This is a genomic window from Nocardioides sp. Root122 (assembly GCF_001425025.1).
Classification (GTDB): domain Bacteria; phylum Actinomycetota; class Actinomycetes; order Propionibacteriales; family Nocardioidaceae; genus Nocardioides.
Window position 1 is genome coordinate 103,838 of the sequence record NZ_LMDE01000015.1, and the last position, 23,960, is coordinate 127,797.

General features: G+C 71.6%; 22 protein-coding genes, 2 tRNA genes and 1 other RNA gene. 16 read left to right on the forward strand and 9 right to left on the reverse strand.

What is annotated here, in order from left to right; all coding sequences use genetic code 11:
• Positions 1-31: 31 nt before the first annotated feature.
• From eccD to ASC64_RS20105, 5 genes are all read left to right on the forward strand, one after another.
• Entirely contained in the window at positions 32-1,414 is a 1,383-nt protein-coding gene (gene eccD, locus ASC64_RS20085; protein WP_056909327.1) for a type VII secretion integral membrane protein EccD, read from the forward strand.
• 4 nt (positions 1,415-1,418) lie between these two features.
• Entirely contained in the window at positions 1,419-2,834 is a 1,416-nt protein-coding gene (locus tag ASC64_RS20090) for a type VII secretion protein EccB (RefSeq protein WP_056909328.1), read from the forward strand.
• Positions 2,834-4,093, forward strand: a complete 1,260-nt coding sequence (locus ASC64_RS20095; protein WP_056909329.1) for a S8 family serine peptidase — start codon at positions 2,834-2,836, stop codon at positions 4,091-4,093. The genes ASC64_RS20090 and ASC64_RS20095 overlap by 1 nt, the downstream gene beginning before the upstream one ends.
• A gap of 79 nt (positions 4,094-4,172) precedes the next feature.
• Entirely contained in the window at positions 4,173-5,252 is a 1,080-nt protein-coding gene (locus tag ASC64_RS20100) for a sugar phosphate nucleotidyltransferase (RefSeq protein WP_056909330.1), read from the forward strand.
• A 40-nt stretch (positions 5,253-5,292) separates the two neighbouring features.
• Positions 5,293-6,594 carry a UDP-N-acetyl glucosamine 2-epimerase gene (locus ASC64_RS20105; protein ID WP_056909331.1) on the forward strand — a complete coding sequence of 434 codons (1,302 nt, stop codon included), beginning with the start codon at positions 5,293-5,295 and terminating at the stop codon, positions 6,592-6,594.
• 76 nt (positions 6,595-6,670) lie between these two features.
• Here ASC64_RS20105 and ASC64_RS20110 read toward each other — a convergent pair.
• Positions 6,671-6,756 (reverse strand) — tRNA-Ser (locus tag ASC64_RS20110).
• A 107-nt stretch (positions 6,757-6,863) separates the two neighbouring features.
• Here ASC64_RS20110 and ffs point away from each other — a divergent pair.
• The 7 genes from ffs (at position 6,864) to ASC64_RS20140 (ending at position 13,260) form a co-directional block, all read left to right on the forward strand.
• Positions 6,864-6,953: signal recognition particle sRNA small type (ffs, locus tag ASC64_RS21825), an RNA gene on the forward strand.
• Positions 6,954-7,007: 54 nt separating this feature from the next.
• The gene (locus ASC64_RS20115) at positions 7,008-9,170 is read left to right on the forward strand and encodes a DNA polymerase III subunit gamma and tau (RefSeq protein WP_056909332.1); all 2,163 of its coding nucleotides are present in this window, start codon (positions 7,008-7,010) and stop codon (positions 9,168-9,170) included.
• Between the two features lie 45 nt (positions 9,171-9,215).
• Positions 9,216-9,593 carry a YbaB/EbfC family nucleoid-associated protein gene (locus ASC64_RS20120; RefSeq protein ID WP_056909333.1) on the forward strand — a complete coding sequence of 126 codons (378 nt, stop codon included), beginning with the start codon at positions 9,216-9,218 and terminating at the stop codon, positions 9,591-9,593.
• A gap of 9 nt (positions 9,594-9,602) precedes the next feature.
• The gene (gene recR, locus ASC64_RS20125; protein WP_056909334.1) at positions 9,603-10,199 is read left to right on the forward strand and encodes a recombination mediator RecR; all 597 of its coding nucleotides are present in this window, start codon (positions 9,603-9,605) and stop codon (positions 10,197-10,199) included.
• Positions 10,196-10,798, forward strand: coding sequence for a DUF5063 domain-containing protein (locus tag ASC64_RS20130; protein WP_056909335.1), 603 nt, complete (start codon positions 10,196-10,198; stop codon positions 10,796-10,798). The genes recR and ASC64_RS20130 overlap by 4 nt, the downstream gene beginning before the upstream one ends.
• A 135-nt stretch (positions 10,799-10,933) precedes the next feature.
• Complete coding sequence (locus ASC64_RS20135) at positions 10,934-12,217, forward strand: aspartate kinase (RefSeq protein WP_056909336.1); 1,284 nt, start codon at positions 10,934-10,936, stop codon at positions 12,215-12,217.
• On the forward strand, positions 12,214-13,260 hold the full coding sequence (locus ASC64_RS20140) for an aspartate-semialdehyde dehydrogenase (RefSeq protein WP_056909337.1): 1,047 nt from the start codon (positions 12,214-12,216) through the stop codon (positions 13,258-13,260). Before ASC64_RS20135 ends, ASC64_RS20140 begins: the two co-directional genes overlap by 4 nt.
• Before the next feature lie 37 nt (positions 13,261-13,297).
• On the opposite strand, the gene ASC64_RS20145 is transcribed toward ASC64_RS20140, so the two are convergent.
• The 4 genes from ASC64_RS20145 to ASC64_RS20160 all read right to left on the reverse strand — a co-directional run bounded on the left by ASC64_RS20145 (position 13,298) and on the right by ASC64_RS20160 (position 15,786).
• The gene (locus ASC64_RS20145; protein ID WP_056909338.1) at positions 13,298-13,972 is read right to left on the reverse strand and encodes a hypothetical protein; all 675 of its coding nucleotides are present in this window, start codon (positions 13,970-13,972) and stop codon (positions 13,298-13,300) included.
• A 65-nt stretch (positions 13,973-14,037) separates the two neighbouring features.
• A tRNA-Pro gene (locus ASC64_RS20150) sits at positions 14,038-14,111 on the reverse strand.
• 87 nt (positions 14,112-14,198) lie between these two features.
• A complete protein-coding gene (locus tag ASC64_RS20155; RefSeq protein WP_056909339.1) occupies positions 14,199-14,828 on the reverse strand; it encodes a dihydrofolate reductase family protein in 630 nt (209 codons plus the stop codon).
• 13 nt (positions 14,829-14,841) lie between these two features.
• The gene (locus ASC64_RS20160; RefSeq protein WP_235563849.1) at positions 14,842-15,786 is read right to left on the reverse strand and encodes a metallophosphoesterase; all 945 of its coding nucleotides are present in this window, start codon (positions 15,784-15,786) and stop codon (positions 14,842-14,844) included.
• Between the two features lie 25 nt (positions 15,787-15,811).
• Here ASC64_RS20160 and ASC64_RS20165 point away from each other — a divergent pair, with 25 nt between their 5' ends.
• A complete protein-coding gene (locus tag ASC64_RS20165; RefSeq protein WP_056909340.1) occupies positions 15,812-16,270 on the forward strand; it encodes a GatB/YqeY domain-containing protein in 459 nt (152 codons plus the stop codon).
• A gap of 18 nt (positions 16,271-16,288) precedes the next feature.
• On the opposite strand, the gene ASC64_RS20170 is transcribed toward ASC64_RS20165, so the two are convergent.
• Positions 16,289-18,640 carry a transglycosylase domain-containing protein gene (locus ASC64_RS20170; protein ID WP_162245825.1) on the reverse strand — a complete coding sequence of 784 codons (2,352 nt, stop codon included), beginning with the start codon at positions 18,638-18,640 and terminating at the stop codon, positions 16,289-16,291.
• 193 nt (positions 18,641-18,833) lie between these two features.
• On the opposite strand from ASC64_RS20170, the gene ASC64_RS20175 reads away from it, so the two are divergent.
• Entirely contained in the window at positions 18,834-19,121 is a 288-nt protein-coding gene (locus ASC64_RS20175) for a WhiB family transcriptional regulator (protein ID WP_056909341.1), read from the forward strand.
• 3 nt (positions 19,122-19,124) lie between these two features.
• On the opposite strand, the gene ASC64_RS20180 is transcribed toward ASC64_RS20175, so the two are convergent.
• The gene (locus ASC64_RS20180) at positions 19,125-20,261 is read right to left on the reverse strand and encodes an ArsA family ATPase (RefSeq protein WP_056909342.1); all 1,137 of its coding nucleotides are present in this window, start codon (positions 20,259-20,261) and stop codon (positions 19,125-19,127) included.
• Entirely contained in the window at positions 20,258-21,283 is a 1,026-nt protein-coding gene (locus ASC64_RS20185) for an ArsA-related P-loop ATPase (RefSeq protein ID WP_235563850.1), read from the reverse strand. Before ASC64_RS20185 ends, ASC64_RS20180 begins: the two co-directional genes overlap by 4 nt.
• 102 nt (positions 21,284-21,385) lie before the next feature.
• Between ASC64_RS20185 and ASC64_RS20190 the strand changes: the two genes are divergently transcribed.
• Both ASC64_RS20190 and ASC64_RS20195 read left to right on the forward strand, forming a co-directional pair.
• Positions 21,386-22,207: a CoA transferase subunit A gene (locus ASC64_RS20190; protein WP_056909344.1), complete on the forward strand. Its 822-nt coding sequence runs from the start codon at positions 21,386-21,388 to the stop codon at positions 22,205-22,207.
• Position 22,208: 1 nt separating this feature from the next.
• Entirely contained in the window at positions 22,209-22,877 is a 669-nt protein-coding gene (locus tag ASC64_RS20195) for a CoA transferase subunit B (RefSeq protein WP_056909345.1), read from the forward strand.
• On the opposite strand, the gene ASC64_RS20200 is transcribed toward ASC64_RS20195, so the two are convergent.
• Positions 22,878-23,762 carry a hypothetical protein gene (locus ASC64_RS20200; protein WP_056909346.1) on the reverse strand — a complete coding sequence of 295 codons (885 nt, stop codon included), beginning with the start codon at positions 23,760-23,762 and terminating at the stop codon, positions 22,878-22,880.
• Between the last annotated feature and the right edge of the window lie 198 nt (positions 23,763-23,960).

The window sequence follows — 23,960 nt, forward strand, 5'->3', positions numbered from 1 at the left end:
GCAGTGGAAGCACGATCAGGGGGAAACGCCAATGAGTCAGGGGTCCTCGGTTGCCTCGGGCCTGGTCCGGGTGACCATCGCCTCGGGGTCGCGACGGGTCGATCTGGTCCTGCCGGGCTCGATCCCGGTCGCCGAGCTCGTGCCCGAGCTCGCACGATCGGTCGGCCTGCTCGACGCCTCCACGGTCTACGGCGGCTACCGCCTGGTGACGCAGGAGGGGCGGGTCCTGGCCAACGACGCCGGACTGACGATGCAGGGCATCGAGGACGGCGGCCTGCTCACCGTGAGTGCCGGCGTCGACGACCCGGCCCCGCGGGTCTACGACGACGTGGTCGAGGCGATGGCCGACGTCGTCGAGAACGAGCTCAAGCCGTGGGAGCCCGCAGCCGGTCGGCGTACAGCACTGGGCGCGGGCAGCATCCTGCTCGGCCTCGGCGCGCTCGCGCTGCTCCTCCAGGGCGAGAGCGTGCTCGGCGGTGTGGCCGCCGCGGTCATCGCGGGCCTGCTCGTCGTGGGCGGCATCGTGCTGGCCCGGGCACAGCGCGAGCCGGAGGCCGGCGTGGTCGTGTCGCTGCTCGGCGCCCTCTACGCCGCCGTCGCCGGCCTGCTGCTCGCTCCGGGTGACCTGCCCGCGTGGGGCTGGCCGCTCGACGACGCCTTCTTCGCCGACCCGCTGCTCTTCGCCGGCCTGGGTGTCCTGGCCGCCGGCCTGGTCGCCGTGGTCGGCCTGCAGGAGGGCCGCCCGCTGGTGATCCCCGCGATCGTGGTCGGTGCGGTGCTCGTGGCCAGCTCGGTGCTGATCCGCGTCGCCTCGCTCGAGCCGGGCGTCGTCTTCACCGTGCTGATGACCCTCGTGGTGCTCGCCGGCAGCATCTTCCCGTGGCTGGCGCTCGGCGTCACCGGGACCAAGGTCGACCAGCTCTACTCCCTGCACGACATCACCGCCGACCCCGAGGACATCGACCCCGACGAGGTGGCCGACGACGCCCGGGTCGGCCACGAGATCCTGCTGGCCGTCTCGGCCACCGTCGGCACGCTGCTGGTGTTCTTCGCCCCGTTCGCCGTGGACCGGGGCGTGTTCGGCACGGTGCTCGCAGGCGTCTGCTGCCTCGCGGTCATGTTCCGCACCCGCCAGTACCGCACCGGTGCCGAGGTGCTGGCCGGCCTCGCTTCCGGCATCCTCGGCCTGGTCTCCGTGGCCGTCTCGATGCTGCTCATCCACGACGGCTGGCGAGCCGGTGCGGCGATCGGCCTCGCCGGCGTCGGCGCCGTGCTCCTGGCGCTGACCCTGGTGCCGGCCTCGGCATCGGTCCGGCGCGGCCGGATGGGTGACATCGTCGAGACCGTCACCCTGATCGCGCTCCTGCCGCTGATGGTGCTCGCGGCCGGCTTCGTCTCGGCCGTGGCGGGCTGAGCCCATGGCCACCAAGAAGGACCTGGTCGAGGCCCACGCCTTCAGCAGGCGCCGTCTGGTGACGGCGTTCGTCTCGGGCGCTCCCGGCGGCCGCGAGGTCGAGCCGGTGCGACCCGGACGGGTGCTGATCGGCGGCATCGCGCTGTCCGTGCTGCTGCTCGCGGGTGCGGCGATCGCTGGCTTCCTGCTGGGACGCCCGCCGGCGGAGTGGCTCAGCACCGGCAGCTTCGTGATCTCCAAGGACACCGGCGAGCAGTACGTCGTCCTCCGCGGCGGCGACGACCCCAAGCTCCAGCGGGTCCCCAACTACGTCTCGGCCCAGCTGCTGCTCGGCAAGGCGGACCTGACCCCCTACACGGTCCGCGACAAGTACATCCGCACCGTCCAGCTCGGCGAGGACCTCGGCATCGAGGGCGCGCCGGCCAGCCTGCCGTCGGCCGACGAGCTCGTCGACGACGGCTGGACCGCGTGCACCGGCAGCGGCGTGGGCATCAAGCTGGCGGTGCAGCAGGAGCGCACCGTCGAGGACCTGGTGGGACGGGCGTTCCTGGTCTCCAGCGACGGACAGCAGTGGCTGATCGCCACGGCTCCGTCCGTGGGCAACGAGCCGGGCAGCGCATTCCGCTTGCCCATGCCGGACGACGCGACCGCGGCCTCGACGCTCGGCAACAAGCTCGACTTCGGCCCCACCCCCGTCGAGGTCGACGAGGAGTGGCTCAACCTCTTCCCGCTCGGCGCCTCCCTCGAGGACGACTCGTTCGGCGTCGACGACGTGGGGCAGCGGGTTCCCTACGCCGACACCCGCGCCGACCTCTCGCGCTTCCGGGTCGGCGACCTGCTGCAGTCCAGCGCCGGCACCTACTACCTGCTGGGTGACGACAAGCCCCAGCGCCTCAGCGACTTCGCCGGCCTGGTCTACGACGTCGTCGGCACCCCGGTCACCCCGGTCGACGACGACCTGTTCGCCGACTTCGGCGACCCGACCTACCCCACCGAGTGGCCGACCGCGGTCCCGGCCGCGCTTCCCGGCGGCGCGCTGTGCGCCGTGCTGCACCCGTCCACCGACGACGATGCCGAGGTGAGCCTGGCGACCAACCCGACCGGCGCCGCCGACCCGGAGAAGGTCGGCCCGGGACGTCACGACGTCGACGTCGAGCCGAGCGCCGGTGCCTACGTCCTGTCGGGCTCCGGCGAGGCCTCCGACGAGGGCACCCGCTACGTCGTGGACACCAAGGGGGAGAAGTACCTCCTGGTCGGCCCCCAGGTGCCGGGCTACATCGGCTACGCCGACGTCACGCCGCCGCTGGTCCCCAGCGCCTGGCTGGAGTTCTTCCAGCCCGGCAAGCCGCTGTCCACCAACGCCGCGCGCCGGCTCCCCGAGGACGCGCCACCGGCCGAGTCCGAAGCGGACGCCGGCTGATGAAGCACCCCACGGGTCCCCGGAAGCCGTCCACCCGGATGCGTACGACGGTCGCGGCGGGGTTGCTCGCGAGCGCGGTCGTGCCCCTGTGGGCGACCCCGGCCGCGGCCGACCACGACGCACCGTGCCTGGTGAGCGAGGTCCCCGGCTCGGAGCAGCTCGCCGACACCCACGAGAAGGGCAACCCCGCCTTCGAGCGGATGCACGTGGAGCAGGCGCAGCAGCTCTCGACCGGCAAGGGCGTGAAGGTCGCGGTCATCGACAGCGGCGTGTGGTCCGTCGACGGGATCGACCGGGTCGGTCTCGCCGCGGTCGCGGGCGCCGCACCCAACGAGCTGCTGTCCGGGCACGGGACGATCGTCGCCGGCCTGATCGCCGGGCCGCACGGCGTCGCACCCGACGCACGGATCTACGACGTGAAGGTGTTCGACGCCGACGGCGCCGACACCGCCGAGGGGCAGAAGGCGTTGAGCTCGGCCGGCATCGTCGCCGGCATCAAGGCGGTGATCGACGCCTACCCGCGCGAGCGCTTCGACGTCGTCAACATCTCGCTGGCCGTGCGCTCCCCCGACCCGGCGCTCGAGGCGGCGGTGGCGAAGCTCGTCAAGCTCCCGCTGGTCGTCGTCGCCGCGGCGGGCAACCGCGAGGAGGACCCGGGCGACGACTTCGAGGGCACGCCGGGAAGCGACGCCGACGTCTTCCCGGCCGACTACCCCGGCGTCGTCGCGGTCAGTGCGACCCCGCCCGGCAACGACGACCCCAGCCAGTCCGTCGTACCCAACATGGACACCGACGTGGCGGCGCCGACGGTGGGCGCCATCTCCGCCAACGCCACCGGCCAGGTCTGCGTCGTCGGCGAGGTCGCGACGTCGTGGGCCGCCGCCGAGGTGAGCGGCCTGTTCGCGCTGCTGAAGCAGCGCTTCCCGCGTGACACCCCGCAGCAGCTGGTCGCCCGGGTGCAGGCCACGACCGAGGGCGCGGGCGCCCCGACCGGGCCGGACGGCCAGGTGGAGAACCCGTGGACCGGCGCGGGCGTGGTGCAGGCGCACGACGCCCTCACCCGCCAGCTCGCGGCCGGCCGCAAGGGCAAGGTCGAGACCACCGAGGCCGAGGTGCGGGCCGACGCGCAGGCGCCGCCGGCTCCCGAGCAGGTCGACCTCTTCGGCACCCCGCGCGCGATCCTCCTGTGGTCCGGGCTGGTGGCCGGCTCGCTGCTCGCCCTGGCGTTCATGCTCCGCCCGCTGATCCGGCGGCCATGACCTGCCGCTGGGTCACTGTTCGCGGGCTCCTTGCCCGATTGCGCCGGTGCCGCTGCGGTGCGCATGGTGGAATCGACGCATGAGTGACACCTCCGACGAGCCGGTCGCCGTCATCCTGGCTGGTGGCCAGGGGTCGCGCCTGTGGCCGATCAGCCGCGACCGGGCGCCCAAGCAGTTCCAGCCGGTGGTGCGCGACCGTCCGCTGCTCACCGGCACGATCGAGCGGCTCAGCCACATCGTCGACCCGAGCCGCATCCACGTGTCGACCCGGGCCCGGTTCGCCGACGCCGCCCGGGCCAACCTCGGTCCGGTGCCCCCGGAGAACCTGATCCTCGAGGAGGACCCCGCCGGACCGGCGACGGCGTTCGCCCTGAGCATCGCCACGCTGCAGCACCTCTACGGCAACGCCCCCGCCCTCATTGCGCCGTCGGACCACCTGATCAACGAGGAGGAGGCCTTCAACGCCGCCTCCCGCGACATGCTGGCCCAGCTGGAGAAGACCCCGCAGTCGATGGTCGTGCTCGGCGCCGAGCCGACGCGCTACGACGCGAGCCTGGGCTACATCCACACCAAGGGCGGCGACGGCAGCGTCGAGGTGATCGACTCCTTCCACGAGAAGCCCGACGAGGACCTGGTCGAGGAGCTCGCCGACAACGGCAAGCTCTACTGGAACACCGCCTGCTACGGCGTACGCGTCGGGCAGGCGTGCGACGCCTACCGCACCGCGCTGCCGCTGATCTTCGACTCGATCGAGCGCTTCGCCCGCGGCGCCGGTGCCGACCAGGCGGCCGACCAGGGCTACCGCGGCGCCGCGATCGGCGGCCACGAGATCTACCCGCTGATGTGGGCCGGGATGGAATGCCTGGTCGTGCCCCGACGGCTCGGCTGGACCGACGTCGGCACCTGGACCCGCCTCGAGCGGGTGCTGCACGACCAGCGGGTGACCTCGATCGGACCCGCGCTCCAGCTCGACGCTGAGGACACCCTGGTCGCGAGCATGGACGGACGCCCGGTGGTGACCCTCGGCGCCCGCGGCCTGATCGTGGTCACGCACGAGGACGCCGTCTACGTCCTCGACAAGAAGAAGGCACTCGACCCCGGCACCCTGGAGCGCCTGCGCTCCCTCCTCGCGGCCAGCACCCGCGAGGACCTCCTCTGACCAGCACCCCGCGACGCAGCGCGCCCCACCGAAGGAACCCATGTCCCACGAGAACAACCAGCACATCGTCGTCGTCGGCACCAAGCCCGACATCATCAAGCAGGCGCCGATCTACCACGAGCTCCGCGACCGCGGTCACGACGTGGTGCTGTGCCACACCGGCCAGCACTACGACCACAACCTCTCGCAGTCGATGCTGGACGAGTTCGGCGTGCGCGAGGACATCAACCTCGAGGTCCGCGGCGGCGTCAACGACCTGGTCTCGGGCATCACCGCCAAGCTCGCGCTCTACCTGCGCGGCTTCTCCCAGCGCGGCGGCTTCCCGATCACCTACGTCCACGGCGACACCACCACGGCGATGGCGGGCGCGCTCGCGACCTTCGGCGAGCGGCAGGCCCTGGTGCACGTCGAGGCAGGGCTGCGCACGCTCTCTCCGAAGCCGGAGGTGCTCAAGGGATGGATCGAGCAGGGGGCCGACCTCGACTGGGCGTCGTTCCGCGCGCAGTCGATCGACCGCGCCAGCTGGTCCAAGGGCAGCCGCGAGCCCTCGCCCGAGCAGTTCAACACCCGCGTCGCCGACGCCGGCTCCGACCTGCACGCCGCGCCCGTCGAGCTCAACCGAGAGTTCCTCGTCGACGAGGGCTTCGCCCCGGCGGCCATCGACGTCGTCGGCAACTCGGTCGTCGACGCGCTGGCGCAGGCGGTCGCCGGCAGCGACAAGAACCAGGTGCTGCAGAAGTTCCCGCAGATGGGCGACGGCTCGTTCCTCCGTTTCTGCGTGCACCGCCGCGAGAACACCACCAACCGCGACCGCTTCAACCTGCTGATGGACGCCATGGAGCAGCTGCTCGAGCAGGGCCACCACGTGCTGTTCATCCGCCTGCTCGGCACCGAGTCCGCCATCGATACCTTCGGCCGCCGCCAGTGGCTGGAGGACCTCGAGGCGAGGTACGGCGACGCGCTGATCTCGACGCCCGTGTGGGACAGCTACCTCGACGTCGTCGCGGCCATGTCGATGTGCGCGGTCATCGTCACCGACTCGGGCAGCATCGTGGAGGAGGCCAACGTCCTCGAGGTCCCGTGCGTGACCCTGCGATTCGGCTCCGACCGCTCGGAGACGTTCCTCGCCGGCAGCAACTTCCTCGCCCCGCCGATCAGCAAGGACCTGATGGTCAGCGTGATCCACCACGTCTTCGAGCACCGCGCGGAGCTCGCCTGGGACCGCGTCTACCCGGAGAAGGCATCGGCCATGCTCGTCGACGCCGTGGAGCGGCGCCTCGACGAGGGCAGCCTGCTGATCTCGGAGGAGTGGCGCTACGGCCTGAAGGCGCAGCTGCGCTGAGCGGCGTACGCCGTCCCTGGATGACCCCGGACATCACGAGGGCCCCGCACCGATCGGTGCGGGGCCCTCGTGGCGGCGGAGGTAGGGGGATTCGAACCCCCGAGGGCTATTAACCCAACCCGCTTTCCAAGCGAGCGCCATAGGCCACTAGGCGATACCTCCGCCGAGGAGAGTACCCGTCGGCTCGGTGGGCGGTGAAATCGCCCGGGCGGGGCCGGTTCGGGGGCCGGTGTTGGGCAGCCGGTCACGGCTCACCTAGACTCCTCGGCAACCCCCCACGCGGCGTCACCTCGCCCAATCCCCCAGGGCCGGAAGGCAGCAAGGGCAAGTGAGCTCTGACGGGTGCGTGGGGGGCCTCTGCATCTTCGGGCCGGCCTGTGGGCACTGTGGGTGCGCCCGGTTAGGGTTCACGCGTGGAGTCACCGCTCGCGCTCTATCGCCGCTACCGGCCCGAGACGTTCGCCGAGGTCATCGGCCAGGATCACGTCACGGAGCCGCTGCGGGCTGCGCTCGCGGCCAACCGCGTCAACCACGCCTACCTCTTCTCCGGTCCGCGCGGCTGCGGCAAGACCACCTCGGCGCGCATCCTGGCCCGCGCGCTCAACTGCGCGCAGGCGCCAGTCTCCGACCCGTGCGGTGAGTGCGACAGCTGTCGCGACCTGGCCCGCGGCGGGCCGGGGTCGATCGACGTCATCGAGATCGACGCCGCCTCGCACGGTGGTGTCGACGACGCGCGCGACCTGCGCGAGAAGGCGTTCTTCGCGCCGGTGCGCGACCGCTACAAGGTCTACATCATCGACGAGGCCCACATGGTCACCACGCAGGGCTTCAACGCCCTGCTCAAGCTGGTCGAGGAGCCGCCGCCGCACCTGCGGTTCATCTTCGCCACGACCGAGCCCGACAAGGTGCTGCCGACCATCCGCTCGCGCACCCACCACTACCCGTTCCGCCTGATCCCGCCGCGCCTGCTCAGCGACTACCTGTCCCAGCTCGCCGCCGAGGAGGGCGTCGCGATCGAGCCGGCCGCGCTGCCGCTCGTCGTGCGCGCCGGCGCGGGATCGGCCCGTGACACGCTCTCCGTGCTCGACCAGCTGCTCGGCGGTGCCGGTCCGGCGGGTGTCACCCACAAGCTGGCGACCGACCTGCTCGGCTTCACGCCCGACTCGCTGCTCGACGAGGTGGTCGAGGCGTTCGCCTCCCGCGACGGTGGCGGGGTGTTCTCGGTGGTCGACAAGGTCGTCGAGACCGGCCAGGACCCGCGCCGCTTCACCGAGGACCTGCTCCGCCGGCTGCGCGACCTCGTCATCGTCACCGCCGTGCCCGACGCCCCGGCCACCGGCCTGATCGACGTCTCCGAGGACGCCGGCGAGCGGCTGGTCGGGCAGGCGGCACGCTTCGGAGCCATCGAGCTGAGCCGGGCCGCCGACATCGTGGCGGCCGGGCTCACCGAGATGCGCGGCGCCACCGCCCCGCGCCTGCTCCTCGAGCTGCTGTGCGCCCGGGTCCTGCTGCCCGGCGCCGACCACACCTCCGACGGCGTGATGGCCCGCCTCGAGCGGCTCGAGCGACGGCTCGACGTGACAGGAGCCCCGACCCCAGCCGCGACGGCCCGCGCGGCCGTCGCTCCGGCCGCGCCTGTCGCCTCCGTGCCTGCACCGCCCGCTCCGGCCGCCTCGGTCGCCTCGGTCGCCTCGGTCGCCTCGGTCGAGGAGCCTGCGCCGGCGGCGCAGGCGCAGCCCACCACCCCCGAGGCCGCGCCGCCGCCTCCCGTGCCGTCGGGGGCGCCCCTGCGCGACGACGGCCCGCCGCCTCCGCCGCCCATGCCCACCGCGGCCCCGGCCCAGCAGTCCCAGCCTGCCCCTGCCCCTGCTGCCGCACCCTCGCCCGAGCCGGCCGCGGCTCCGGTCGCGGCGAGCTCCGACGAGCCCGTCGCCGAGCAGGCCGCCGGTCCCCGTGGCGGCCTCAGCCTCGTCGACGTGCGCCGCCTGTGGCCCGACATCCTCGAGCAGACCAAGAACCGCCGGCGCCTCGCGTGGATGGTGCTCTCGCAGCACGCCCACGTCGTCGACGTGGACGGCGCCCGACTGACGGTCGGCTTCGCCAACTCCGGTGCCCGCGACTCGTTCGTCAACGGTGGTTGTGACGAGATCCTGCGGCAGGCCGCGATCGACGTGGTCGGCATGGACTGGCGCGTGGAGTCGATCGTCGACCCGAGCGGGTCGGCCGCCGCGCAGCCGGTCGTGCAGAAGTCCGCGACCGACTCCCACGCCTCGCCCGCCCCCGCCCAGGACGCGCCCGAGGCGCCGCCCGCCTGGGTGACGGGTGACGGGTCGCAGCCGGCCGCGGCGCCCGCTCCTCCGCCCGCCGCGCCGCCGGTCTCGGCCGCCCCCGCCCGGGAGGCGCTGGAGGCAGCACGTGCCGGCGGCGGCCCCACCGAGCCCACCGAGCCGGTCCGCTCCGCGGACGACGACGTCCACCCCGACGACCCCGACGCCGAGTCGGGTGCGCTCGACACCGAGTCCCTCCTCAGCCAGACGCTGGGCGCCCGGCTGATCGAGGAGATCAAGCATGACTGACCGACCGGTCCACCATCCACCCATCCTCTCGACGTGGGAGACCCGATGACCCAGAACCCGTTCGACGCCCTCGGCGGCGGCTTCGACATGAATGCCCTCCTCCAGCAGGCGCAGCAGATGCAGCAGCAGCTCGAGGAGGCCCAGGCCAACCTCGCCCAGCAGACCGTCGAGGGCACCGTCGCCGGCGGCGCCGTGACCGTCACGGCCAACGGCGTCGGCGAGCTCGTCGGTGTCTCCATCAAGGCGGGGGAGTTCGACGGCACCGACCCCGACGACCTGTCCGACCTCTCCGACCTCATCGTCGCCGCCTACCGCGACGCGCGCGCCAAGTCCGAGGCGCTCGCCGGCGACCAGCTCGGCCCGCTGACCGACGGCCTCGGTGGCGGCGCGGGTGGCGGCCTCGGCTTCCCCGGCCTGGGCTGAGGGGCTTCGTTGTACGAAGGAGTCGTCCAGGACCTGATCGACGAGCTGGGCCGCTTGCCCGGGGTCGGGCCCAAGAGCGCCCAGCGCATCGCGTTCCACCTGCTCCAGGCCGAGCCCGCCGACGTACGCCGCCTCGCCGACGTGCTGATCGAGGTCAAGGCGCGCGTGAAGTTCTGCACGATCTGCTTCAACGTCAGCGAGGACGAGCAGTGCCGCATCTGCCGTGACGAGCGCCGCGACCCGACCACGCTGTGCGTGGTCGAGGAGTACAAGGACGTCGTCGCCATCGAGCGCACCCGCGAGTTCCGCGGCCGCTACCACGTCCTCGGCGGTGCCATCTCGCCGATCGACGGCATCGGTCCCGACCAGCTCCACGTCAAGGAGCTGATGCCGCGCCTGGCCGACGGCACGGTCACCGAGGTCATCCTCGCGACCGACCCCAACCTCGAGGGCGAGGCCACCGCGACCTACCTCACGCGCCTGCTCCTGCCCATGGGGTTGCGCGTGACCCGCTTGGCGAGTGGACTGCCTGTGGGCGGCGACCTCGAGTACGCCGACGAGGTGACGCTCGGACGAGCGTTCGCCGGAAGGAGATCAGCCGAATGACGGAGGGCCCAGTGACGGACGTCGACCAGACGAGGTTCGGTGAGCAGATCGCCGACTCCGTCGAGAGCTTCCTGCTCGCCCTGCGCGCCATCGCGCGCGAGGGCAACGGCGCCCAGGCGGTGTCGCTGCTGCTGCTCGAGATCAGCCAGGTGCTGCTCGCCGGCGCCCGGCTCGGGGCGCAGACCGACTTCACCCCGCGCGAGGAGTACCAGCCCGATGTCGGTCCCGAGGCCGACATCGACGACCTGCGGCTGCGCCTGGCCGAGATGCTCGGCGGCGTCGACGCCTACACGTTCGTCTTCGACCCCTACGTCCCCGAGGTCGTCGCGAGCCGCCTCTCCGACGACATGGCCTCGATCGCCATCGACCTCGAGAACGGCCTGCGCCACTTCCGCGCCGGCGACGTCGCCGAGGCGCTGTGGTGGTGGCAGTTCTCCTACGTCAACAACTGGGGCAACCTCGCCGGCGCCGCGCTCAACGCGCTGCTGACCGTGGTCGCGCACGACCGCTTCGACACCGACTTCGAGGCCGACGCCGAGGCGTTGGCGGTCGCCGACGAGATCCTCGAGAGCGCACCCACCGAGGTCACCTCGACCTAGCGTCCCGATGAGATGGGCGCAGCGCGTTCGCGCGCGCGCCGTAGAATCACCGGTGGCCCGCCGGCAAGGGCGCCGGAGGGCACGTCAGACGCACGCGGCCCCCGACGGCCGCACCCCGATCCCCGAGGACCAACCGTGGGCATTGTCGTGCAGAAGTACGGCGGCTCCTCGCTCGCCGACGCCGACGCCATCAAGCGCGTCGCGCGGCGCATCGTGGAGGTCAAGAAGTCCGGTCACGACGTCGTCGTCGCCGTCTCCGCCATGGGCGACACGACCGACGACCTCTACGACCTGGCCAACGGCGTCTCGCCGCTGCCGCCGGCGCGCGAGATGGACATGCTGCTCACCGCGGGCGAGCGCATCTCGATGGCGCTCGTCGCGATGGCGATCAGCGACCTGGGGTTCACCGCCCGGTCCTTCACGGGCTCGCAGGCCGGCGTGATCACCGACTCGGTGCACGGCAAGGCCAAGATCATCGACATCACGCCGGGCCGGATCACCCAGGCCATCGGCGAGGGCCACATCGTCATCGTGGCCGGCTTCCAGGGTGTCTCCGCCGACACCAAGGAGATCACCACGCTCGGCCGCGGCGGCACCGACACCACCGCGGTCGCGCTCGCGGCGGCGCTCGAGGCCGACGTGTGCGAGATCTACACCGACGTCGACGGTGTCTTCACCGCCGACCCGCGGATCGTGCCGAGCGCCCGCAAGCTCGACAAGGTCTCCTACGAGGAGATGCTCGAGCTGGCCGCCTGCGGCGCGAAGATCCTGCACCTGCGCTGCGTGGAGTACGGCCGTCGCTACGGCATCCCGATCCACGTCCGCTCGTCGTTCAGCCAGCTCCAGGGCACCTGGGTCGTCAACGACCCGACGCCCGCAGGAACCGAGGAAGAGACCATGGAACAGCCCATCATCGCCGGTGTCGCCCACGACCGCAGCGAGGCCAAGATCACCGTCGTCGGCGTGCCCGACAAGGTCGGAGAGGCGGCTCGCATCTTCGAGGCGCTGGCCGACGCGCAGATCAACCTCGACATGATCGTGCAGAACATCTCCGCCGCAGCCACGAGCCTGACCGACATCTCGTTCACGCTGCCGCGCACCGACGGGCAGACCGCGATGACCGCGCTCGCGCGGATCCAGGGCGAGGTGGGCTACGACAAGCTTCTCTACGACGACAAGATCGGCAAGGTCTCGCTGATCGGCGCCGGCATGCGCTCCCACCCCGGCATCACCTCGAAGTTCTTCGGTGCCCTGGCCTCGGCCGGCGTCAACATCGGGATGATCTCCACCTCCGAGATCCGCATCTCGGTCGTCGTCGACGAGAACGCCGTGGACGACGCCGTGCGGGCCACCCACTCGGCGTTCGACCTCGACGCCGACGAGGTCGAGGCCGTGGTCTACGGAGGCACCGGCCGATGAGCCTCGTGAACATCGGCATCGTCGGTGCCACCGGGCAGGTCGGCGTCGCGATGCGCCAGATCCTGCTCGAGCGCGCCTTCCCGGCCGACCAGGTCCGCTTCTTCGCCTCCTCGCGCTCGGCCGGCACGGTGCTGCCGTTCGGTGACCGCGAGATCACCGTCGAGGACGCCGAGACCGCCGACCCGAGCGGCCTCGACATCGCGCTGTTCTCAGCAGGGGCCACCACCTCGCGGGCGCTCGTGCCGAAGTTCGTCGAGGCCGGCGTGATCGTCGTCGACAACTCCTCGGCGTTCCGCAAGGACCCCGACATCCCGCTGGTCGTCTCGGAGGTCAACCCCGACGCGATGGCTGCGGTGATCGAGGCCGGGCGGGGCATCATCGCCAACCCCAACTGCACGACCATGGCGGCGATGCCGGTCCTGAAGCCTCTCCACGACGAGGCCGGCCTGACCCGCCTCATCGTCTCCACCTACCAGGCCGTGTCCGGCTCGGGCGTCGCCGGCGTCGAGGAGCTCGCCCATGGCGTGGCCGAGGCGGGAGACAAGGCTCGCGAGCTGGCCTACGACGGCTCGGCGATCGCGTTCCCGGAGCCGGTGAAGTACGTCGAGCCGATCGCCTACAACGTCCTGCCGATGGCCGGCTCGATCGTCGACGACGGGCTCAACGAGACCGACGAGGAGCAGAAGCTGCGGCACGAGTCGCGCAAGATCCTCGGCCTGCCCGACCTGCTGGTCTCCGGCATCTGCGTGCGGGTCCCGGTCTTCACCGGCCACTCGCTGGCGGTCAACGCCGAGTTCGAGCGGCCGATGACCCCGCAGCGCGCCAGCGAGATCCTCGCGTCCGCCGAGGGCGTGGAGCTCACCGACGTGCCGACGCCGCTCAAGGCGGCCGGCAAGGACCCGTCCTACGTCGGCCGGCTGCGCCAGGACCCGGGCGTGCCCGACGACCGCGGGCTGGCGCTGTTCATCAGCAACGACAACCTCCGCAAGGGCGCGGCGCTCAACACCGTGCAGATCGCCGAGCTGATCGCCGCCGCGCGCTGACCGCCTGCCTCGTCAGTGATCCCCGGCTGACAACCCCTCAGCGGACGTCGTGCGGCTCCGGGACCGCGGCCCCGGCGTCGTCGCCGACGACCGACGCGGTGACCCACCACGAGAGCGCGTAGCCGGCCACGGCCAGCACCGGGACGGCCACGAGCGCCCACCACTGGTCGAGGGCGTCGAGCAGGAACAGCATCACCAGCACGGACAGGACGCCGACGGCGAGGATGCTGGTGGAGCCCGGGTCGGCGACCCCGAAGAACCGCAGCAGGAGCGCGCCGACCCACGCGAGGAGCACGAGGCCGGCCAGCAGGAGTGGAAGGCCCGCCGCCCCGCCGCAGGCCGACGTACCCCGCACGGCCTCGCAGCCGACGCCGGTGAGCCAGGCGTACGCCACGGCGAGCAGTCCGACGAGCAGTCCGACGAGCAGCGCCGCCGGCAGGCCGGTGACCGGGGGAGCGATCCGTGCCCGGCGCCTCCCGACGTCCTCCGCCTCCGGCTCGTCGTGCAGCTGCGGCTCAGGGATCACCTGTGTCGGCTCGGGGACGACCGGGGTGGGCTCAGGCTGAGGCACGACCGGCTCGGGAGCCACGGGCTCCGGCTCGGGGACCGCAGGCTCCGGCTCCGGCGCGGTGTCCTCGGGCTCACGCTTGCGGCGCCGCAGCGAGAAGGAGGGCATCTCCAGGGAGGGTCCGTCGTCCGGCGTGTCGGCCATGGGGGCAGGGTGCCACATGACAGGAGCCCCCGGACCCAGCGATGTGGGTCCGGGGGCTCCGGATGTCGGGCTGACAGGATTTGAACCTGCGGCCTCCTCGTCCCGAACGAGGCGCGCTACCAAGCTGCGCCACAGCCCGCCGCCCGTTCCGGGGATCCGGTCGGGCAACGCGGGCGAGCATACCGGAGCGATCAGGTCGCTCCGAAATCGCCCCGGAGGCGTGGGCTCAGGACGAGGGCCTGCGGCTGAGGCTGAGGTGCACCACTCCGGTCGGCGAGGACACCGCCTCGATCGCGAAGGCCTCCTCCAGGCCGGCCAGCCCGTCCCACAGCCGGGTGCCGTGCCCCAGCAGGATCGGCGCCACGACGACGTGCAGGTGGTCGACCAGGCCGGCGGCCACGAAGTCGCGCACCGTGGTCGCGCCCCCGCCGATGCGGACGTCGAGGTCGCCAGCGGCCTCCTGGGCGATGGCCAGCGCTTCGGGGAGCGACGTGCTGAGGAAGTGGAAGGTCGTGCCGCCCTCCATCTCGAGCGGCTCGCGCGGCCGGTGCGTGAGGACGTACGTCGGAGTGTGGAACGGCGGGTCCTCACCCCACCACCCGCGCCAGTCGGGGTCGTCCTGCCAGCCCGGCGGACCGAACTTGTTGGCGCCCATGATCTCCGCGCCGAAGCCGACGTCCCACCGCTGTGCCCAGACCGCGTCGATCCCGGTCGGGGCGTCGTCCTCCCACGTGGCGAACATCCACTGGTGGAGCCGCATCCCGGCGTGCCCGAAGGGCGCCTCCAGCGACTGGGGCTCGCCGGCCCCGAAGCCGTCGAGGGAGACGGTGAAGTTGGTGACCCGGACGAGTGGCACGGAGGGCCTCGATTCAGGAGGGTTCGGTGGAGGGGACGAGGGTCAGCAGCGTCGCCTCGGGACGGCAGGCGACCCGGAAGCGGACGTAGGGGTTGGTGCCGAGCCCGGCCGACACGTGCAGCCAGGCCGAGCCCGCGTCGCCCGGCGCCGAGCGCGCGGGGTGGCGGTGCAGCCCGCGGGCCCGTTCGGGCTCGAGGTCGCAGTTGGTGGTGAGGGCGCGCCCGCCGGGGAGGCACACCTGCCCGCCGTGCGTGTGGCCGGCGATGATCGCGTCGTAGCCGTCGGCGGCGAACTGGTCGAGCACACGGAGGTACGGCGCGTGGCTGACCGCGAGCCGCAGGTCGGCCGTCGGGTCGGCCGGACCGGCGACGCGCTCGAGCTCGTCGTAGCCCAGGTGCGGGTCGTCGACCCCGGCGAACGCGATCGAGGTGCCGCCCACCGTCAGCGACCCGAAGCCGTTGGTCAGGTCCAGCCAGCCGGCCTGGTTGAAGCGGTCCTTGAGGTCGGGCCACGGCAGCTGGGGCACCGAGGTGTTGCGCTTGCCGGTGTCGGGCAGCAGGTAGGCGAAGGGGTTGCGGAAGCCCGGCGCGTAGTAGTCGTTGGAACCCAGCACGTAGACCCCGGGCACGTCGAGGAGCCCGCCCAGGGCGTCGAGCACCACCGGGACCGCGCGCTGGTGGGAGAGGTTGTCACCGGTGTCGATCACCAGGTCCGGCTCCAGCGCGGCCAGCCCGCGCAGCCACTCCTGCTTCGCCCGCTGGTCGGGCGCCATGTGGATGTCGCTGAGGTGAAGCACCTTCAGGGGAGCGTGGCCGGCCGGGAGGAGCGGCACGGTCACCCGGCGCAGGGTGTACTGGCGGGCCTCCCACGCGGCGTACGACGCCAGGCCGGCACCGGCCACCGCGCCGAACGCGACGGTGCGGCTGAGGGTGCGTCCGAGAACGGGGAGGAGGGCCACCCGGCAAGGCTGCCACAATGGCCGCATGAGTGCTCTCAAGGACCGCCTGCGCGCCGACCTCACCACCGCCATCAAGGCCCGTGACGAGCTGCGCTCCTCGACGCTGCGGATGGTGCTGACCTCCATCACCAACGCCGAGGTCGCCGGCAAGGAGGCCCGCGAGCTCTCCGACGACGACATCATCGGCGTGCTGTCGACCGAGGCCAAGCGCCGCCGCGAGGCCGCCGTCGCCTTCGAGGAGGGCGGCCGCACGGAGATGGCAGCCAAGGAGGCCGCCGAGGGCGAGGTCATCGCCGAGTACCTCCCCGCCCAGCTCAGCGAGGCGGAGATTGCTGACCTGGTGTCCGCTGCCATCGCCCAGACCGGTGCGGCCGGCGAGGGCATGCGGGCCATGGGCAAGGTGATGGGCGTCGTGACCCCGCAGGTCAAGGGCCGTGCCGACGGCGGCACGGTCGCCGCCGAGGTGCGCCGCCAGCTGGGCTGACGGGGACGAAGGGCCCGGTCAGCGTCGGCCCTTGCCGCCCTTGCCCTTGCCCTTGCCGCCGCCCTTGTTGCCGTTGGACGGCGGCGGGACGTAGCCGGTGGAGGTGTAGAGGACGACGGTGTCGCCGCTGCTCAGCGCCGTGCCGCCGCCGGGGGAGGTGTAGGCGACGAGCCCCTCGCCCACCTCGGAGTTGACCTGGCCGCCGTCAGAGACGGTGAACCCGGCCGCCTGGAGCTGCTGGGTGGCCGCCTCGACGGACTGGCCGGCGACGTCGGGGACGGAGACCAGCACGCCGGCGATCTCGTCGCCGGGCGGTGCCTGGAAGTCCTCGTAGGGGAGCTTGGCCGAGATCGCCGACATCGCGTCGCCCCAGATCGGGCCTGCGACGGTCGAGCCGAAGGCGCTGCTGATGTAGGTGCCGCCCACGGACTGGCCGTTGAGGGTGACCCACTCGCCGAACTCGTTGGCTCCGGCGACCATGGCTGCGGTGGCGAGCTTGGGGGTGTAGCCGACGAACCACACGGCCATGTTGCTGTTGTTGGTGCCGGTCTTGCCCGCCGACGGCTTGTCGATGGCGATGTTCTGGCCGAAGCCGCCCGGCTCCATGACGCCGCGGAGGATCGAGTTCACCGCGTCGGCGGTGGCGCCCGGCATCACCTGCTCGCACTGGGAGCTGAACTCCTTGAGCGTCTGGCCCGAGGAGTCGAGCACCGCGGTGACCGGGCGGGGGTCGCAGTGCAGGCCGCGTGCGGCGAAGGTGGCGTAGGCCTGCGCCATCGTCAGCGGGTCGGCGTCGGAGACGCCGAGGATCCACGACGGCACCTGCTGGGCCTTCGGGACCTTGACGCCCATGTCGGCGGCGAGCTGCAGCGGCTCGCACATCCCGGTGCGCGTCTCCAGCTGGGCGAAGAACGTGTTCACCGAGTGCTGGGTGCCGGAGTAGAGGTCGTAGGTGCCGGCGCCGGTGGAGTTCTCCGGGTCCCAGCCCTTCTGGTCGCCGGCGTAGGGACCGTCGCAGGTCTCGAAGTCCCAGTCGTCGAAGTGCATCGTCTGCGGGGAGGGGATGCTAGTGCTCAGCGGGATGCCCTGGTTGATGGCGGACGCGAGGACGAAGAGCTTGAACGTCGAGCCGGCCTGGAAGCCGTTGGCGTCGCCGTACTTCTTCGGGACGGTGTAGTTGAGGTAGGTCTCCCCGCCCTTCTTGTCCTTGCCCATCGGCCGCGACTGGGCCAGCGCACGTACGTCGCCGCTGCCGGGCTCGACCATCGCCAGCCCGCCGATCGCCTGGTCGGTCTGGTAGACGTGGGCCTTGACCGAGTCGTCGGCGGCCTTCTGCATGTCGAGGTCGATCGTGGTGTGGATCGTCAGGCCGCCGTTGTTGAGCGTGCGGCGCCGCTCCTTGGGCGTGTCGCCGAGCACGGGGTCCTTGAGCAGCCAGTTGACGACGTAGTCGCAGAAGAACGGCGCCTGCGACTGCTGGCAGCCGTTGGGTGCGGTCTCGATCTTCAGCGTCTTGCCGATCGGCGTCTTCTTCAGGCGCTCGGCCTTCTTCTCCGTCAGCACGCCGAGCTGCGCGAGCCGGTCGAGCACGGTGTTGCGGCGGCTCTCGGCCCGCTCGGGGTTGTCGATCGGGTCGTAGCCGACCGGGTTCTTCACCAGCCCGGCGAGCGTCGCGGACTCGAGCAGGTTGAGCTTGCTGGCGTTCTTGGAGAAGAAGTGACGGGCGGCCGACTGGACGCCGAAGGCGCCGTCGCCGAAGTAGGCGATGTTGAGGTAGCGCTCGAGGATCCAGTCCTTGGTGTGGTTCTTCTCGAAGGCGATGGCGTAGCGGAGCTCGCGGATCTTGCGCGCGTAGGTCTCCTCGGTCGCGGCGGCCTTTTCCTCGTCGGTCTCCGCCTGGTAGAGCAACGTCTGCTTCACCATCTGCTGGGTGATCGAGGAACCACCCTGGACGGCGCCGCCGTTGGCCTGGTTCGTGATGAACGCGCGGAGCGTGCCCTTGAGGTCGAGCGCACCGTGGTCGTAGAAGCGGTAGTCCTCGATCGCCACGATGGCCTTCACCATTGGCCGCGAGATCGACTTGAGCGGGACGTTGATCCGGTTCTGGTCGTAGAGCGAGGCGATGGGGTTGCCGTTGACGTCGTAGATGCGCGTCTTCTGCGACAGGTCCTTGGCCTCGAGCGACTCGGGGAGGTTGACCATCCCCTTGCTGACGTCCTTGGCGGCCACGCCGACCAGGCCGGCGAACGGGATCGCGAGGCAGGCGGTGAGGACGCCCATGACCACCGCGACCGCACCCATCACCGCGAGGTGGGAGGCGATGCGACCGGCTTCGGGGCGTCCGTCGGGGCGCTCAGGGCGGGAAGACATGTCCACAGGGTACGGGGGCGGGGCCATACCACCTGAATTACGCGCGCGCTGGGACCTAGTCACATTGGACTATGCGAATTGAGCCACCTGGTCCTGATGCCGACCCGGCGATTCGTTTACTTTTCAAGTCGAGTCGGGAATGGCCGCTATGGGGGCGGCCGGCTGGCTCGCACAAAGATCGTGGGGAATGACAATGTGGGTCGAGGACTGGGCAGCACGCGCCGCATGCAAGGGCGACACGCCTGACGCTCTCTTCGTGCGTGGCGCCGAGCAGAACAAGGCCAAGCAGGTCTGTGCCGGCTGCCCGGTTCGCACCGAGTGCCTGGCCGAGGCGCTGGACAACCAGATCGAGTGGGGCGTCTGGGGCGGGATGACCGAGCGTGAGCGCCGTGCGCTGCTCCGCCGCCGCCCGGGCTCCTCGTGGCGCTCCATCCTCGAGACCGCGCGTACCAAGGTCGAGTCGCCCGCCGTCAACGCCTGATCCTCAGCCCCCGTCGGCGAGCAGCTCTCCGATCGCTCGCAGACCGTCGAGGTCGTGGACGTCGCCGGCCATCGCCGGCACGACCGCGGTCGGCACGGCGGGGTGCGAGGCGGCGAAGCGCTCGCGCAGGTGCTGCTCGCGCTCGATGATCCGCACCCGGTCGGCGTGCAGCCGCAGCAGGCCGGCGGTCAGTGACGAGGAGTCGCTCGACCGGAGCCGGTCGGCGGCGGTGATCGCCGCCTCGGCCGAGAGCTCGGTGCGTGCCGACGGGCTGACCCGGTTGACCACCAGCCCGGCGAGCGGCATGTCGTCATCGGTGAGCCGGTCGACGAAGTACGCCGCCTCGCGCAGCGCGTCCGGCTCCGGCGCGGCGATCACGAGGAACGCCGTGCCGTCGGCCTGCAGCAGCGCGAAGGTCTGGTCGGCGCGCTGGCGGAAGCCGCCGAAGAGGGTGTCGAAGGCGGCGACGAACGTCTGCATGTCGCGCAGCACCTGGGCGCCGAGCACCTTGGTCAGCGCGTTGGTCACCACCGAGAGCCCTGCCGTCATCAGCCTCGCCGGGCCGCGCGCCGGGGCGAGGAGCAGGCGGATGAAGCGGCCGTCGAGGAAGCTGGAGAGCCGCTCCGGGGCGTCGAGGAAGTCCAGCGCCGAGCGCGAGGGCGGTGTGTCGACCACGATCAGGTCGTAGGTGCCGTCCTGCCGGGCGTCCCGGTGCAGCTGGCCGAGCTTCTCCATCGCCATGTACTCCTGGGTCCCGGCGAAGGAGCTCGAGAGCGCGACGTAGAACGGGTTGTCCAGGATCTGGCGGGCCTTCTCCGGGCTGGCCTGGCTCTCCACCACCTCGTCGAAGGTGCGCTTCATGTCGAGCATCATCGCGTCGAGCGAGCCGCCGGCCGCGCCGTCGACGGCCGGCACCGGCCGCGGGGTGTTGTCGAGCTGCTCGATGCCCATCGACTGCGCGAGCCGGCGGGCCGGGTCGATGGTGAGCACCACGACCTTGCGGCCGCGCTCGGCCGCCCGCAGGGCGAGCGCCGCGGACGTGGTGGTCTTGCCGACGCCGCCCGAGCCGCAGCACACGATGATCTCGGTGTGCGGGTCGTCGAGCAGGGCGTCGACGTCGAGCGGGGGAGCAGTCGTCATGCCATCCCCTGCCTTCGGAGGAGCTGGGCCAGCTCGAGGAGCGCGCCCCGGTCGATGCCGCCGGCCAGCCGGGGCAGCTCGTAGGTGGGCAGCCCCTCCTCGGCGACCAGCTCCCGCTGCTCGTCCTCGAGCTGACGGCGTACGGCGTGGTCACGCGCCTCGTCGACGAGCGAGGTGACCAGGTCGGCGTCGACGTCGACCTTGGCGCGGGCGAGGTCCGAGGCGACGGCGGTGGGGTCGACGCGGTTGCCGCGCACCTGGGCCAGCGCACCGGCGCTGAGGTCCCGCGGGCGGACCAGGTTGACCACGATGCCGCCGACGGGCAGGCCGGCGGCGCGCAGCTCGGCGATCCCGTCGTGGGTCTCCTGCACCGGCATCTCCTCGAGGATCGTCACCACGTGCACTGCCGTGCGGTCCGAGCGCAGCAGCTCCATCACCTTGTCGGCCTGGGTCTTGATCGGGCCGACCTTGGCCAGCCCCGCGAGCTCGGAGTTCACGCCGAGGAACTGGCAGATCCGGCCGGTGGGCGGCGCGTCGAGCACCACGGCGTCGTAGGTGATCTGGTCCTTGTGGCGTCCGCCGCGCGGGCGCTGGACGGCTTCGTAGACCTTGCCGGTGAGCAGCACGTCGCGCACGCCGGGAGCGATCGTCGTGGCGAAGTCGACGACACCGAAGCGGTCGAGCGCCTTCCCGGCGCGACCGAGCTTGTAGTACATCGAGAGGTACTCCAGCAGCGCCGACTCCGGGTCGATGTGGAGCGCGTGGACCTGACCGGCGCGGCCGTCGGTGTCGGGTGCGCCCTTGGTGATGCGGCGCTCCTCGTAGGGGAGGGGGTCGGTGTCGAACATCCGCGCGATGCCCTGGCGGCCCTCGACCTCGCAGAGCAGGACGTTGCGCCCGGTGGTGGCCAGCGCCATCGCGAGCGCGGCGGCCACCGTCGACTTCCCGGTCCCGCCCTTGCCCGTGACCACGTGCAGCCGCACGCGGGGCCAGTCGACCGGCCGATCGGTTGGAGCGGTCACAGTGCCCACGATAGCGAGGGTCCGCCAGCCACACGTCGGCCTGTGAAGAGTGGCTCCGGCCCACACAGTGGTGCCGATCACATGGCCGCTAGGGTGCCGGGCATGGACAAAGTGGTCACCTCGGCGGCCGACGCGGTCGCCGACATCCCGGACGGCGCGACCATCGCCGTCGGCGGTTTCGGACTGTGCGGCATCCCCTCGGTCCTCATCGACGCGCTGCTCGAGGCCGGCACCACCGACCTCGAGGCGGTCTCCAACAACTGTGGCGTGGACGAGTGGGGCCTGGGCCGGCTGCTGTTCCAGAAGCGGCTGCGCCGGATGATCTCCTCCTACGTCGGGGAGAACAAGGAGTTCGCCCGCCAGTACCTGCACGGCGAGCTCGAGGTCGAGCTCACCCCCCAGGGCACGCTCGCCGAGCGGATGCGGGCCGGCGGATCGGGCATCCCGGCCTTCTACACTGCCACCGGTGTCGGCACCCAGGTCGCCGAGGGCGGCCTGCCGTGGAAGTACGACGCCGACGGCAACGTCGTCGTGTCGTCGCCGCCGAAGGAGACCAAGGTCTTCTCCACGGCCGAGGGGGACAAGGAGTACGTCCTCGAGGAGGCGATCGTCGCCGACTTCGGGCTGGTGCGGGCCTGGAAGGGCGACCGCCACGGCAACCTCGTCTTCCGCCAGTCGGCGCGCAACTTCAACCCGCTCGCCGCGATGTGCGGTCGCATCACCATCGCCGAGGTCGAGCACCTCGTCGAGCCGGGCGAGATCGACCCGGCCGAGGTCCACACCCCGGGCGTCTACGTCCAGCGGGTCGTGGAGCTCACGGCCGAGCAGGCGGCGGACAAGCGGATCGAGAAGGTCACGACGCGCCCCCGCCCAGCGGGGGACGCGCTGGTCGACGACGCAGCGACGCACGGACTGGGAGGCTGAGATGAGCTGGAGTCGTGAGGAGATGGCGGCCCGGGCTGCGAGCGAGCTGAAGGACGGGTCCTACGTCAACCTCGGCATCGGGCTGCCGACGCTGGTGCCCAACTACGTCGCCGACGACGTGGAGCTGGTGCTGCAGAGCGAGAACGGCATCCTCGGCGTGGGGGCGTACCCCTATGAGGGCGAGGAGGACCCCGACCTGATCAACGCTGGAAAGGAGACGGTGACGCTGCGCAAGGGCGCCTCGTTCTTCGACTCCGCACAGTCGTTCGGGATGATCCGCGGCGGCAAGATCGACGCCGCGATCCTCGGCGCCATGCAGGTGTCGGCCAACGGCGACATCGCCAACTGGATGATCCCCGGCAAGATGGTCAAGGGCATGGGCGGCGCGATGGACCTGGTCCACGGCGCCAAGCGGGTGATCGTGCTGATGGAGCACACCGCCAAGGACGGCTCGCTGAAGATCCTCGACGAGTGCGACCTCCCCTACACCGGCAAGCGCGTGGTGCAGCGGATCATCACCGACCTCGCCGTCATCGACGTGATCGACCCGACGACCGGGGAGGTCGCACCCTCCGGCACCCTCGGCGAGCGCGCGCTCCGGCTCGTCGAGCTGGCGCCGGGCGTCACTGAGGACGAGGTGCGGGAGAAGACGCAGCCCCAGCTGGTCTGATCAGTCGCGGTCCCGGGCCGCGAACCACTCCTCGAGCTCGGCGAGGGCCTCGGGGTCGAGGGCGCGCTCCGGGTCCGCCAGGATCTCGCGCTGCAGGTGCTCGCGCGCGGCGTCGTACAGCGGCGGGGTGAGGGCGTAGGGCAGGTGCTCGACGTACCACCGTCGGAAGACCCGTGCGCCGAGCGCCTGCACCAGGGTGGCGACCAGGCCGGGCCGGCCCCGCCGGACCCAGAAGCCGACGGCGCCACCGACGACGGCGGCCACCCCGAGGGCGAGCAGCATGACGAAGATCGTCGAGACGATCTCGTCGCCGGCGAAGTTGTCGGTCAGGGTGAAGACGTTGCCGTAGTAGACCGGGATCAGCACGTCGACCTGCTGCTTGAACGGCTCGACCTGGTCGGCCACCTCCGCCAGCTGCCGCAGCGAGTCGAGGTCGGGCCGGGAGCTGTAGGCGTTGCCGATGTGCCCGATCGCCTCGCGCACGTTGTCGATCGTGCCGCTGATCCCGTCGAGCTGGAGCACGTCGCGTGCGGCGCCCACCTCGTCGTACGTCGTCTCGATGGCGCCGAGCGTGCGCAGGCTCTCGTCCGCGGTCCGCTGGAGCTCGTCCTGGGGAAGGGTGTGCTCGTTGAGGTAGGTGACAGCGGCCTGGATCTCTTCGCGGTGGCTGATGACGTAGGACGCCTCGTGGTACTTGTCCACGAGGTTGGGCACCGCCCGGACCGCGTCGTGCACCTTGCCGCCGGTCGTCTCCGAGTCGCTCAGTGCGACGCTCAGCGCCGCCGCGGCGCCGTACGCCCGGATGAACAGCTCGAGCGCCGAACCGAGCACCAGTCGCCCGGGCTCGATCCTGCGGCGGATCGTCTGGAGGTCCGGGCGCTGCATGCAGGTCCTTGTCGTCGGCTTGTCGTCGGCGGAGGACCAGTCTCCGACAGACGACGGCGTCTGGCGTGATGTGCCAGGCGGAAGCTCACCCGGAGGGGTGGCGGGGGATGGGTGATCGGCGAGGGTTGGAGGACGGGCGGACTGCAGTGGAACGCGCGATGCTGACCACTCGACTGATGAGTCCCGCCGAGCCCGAGT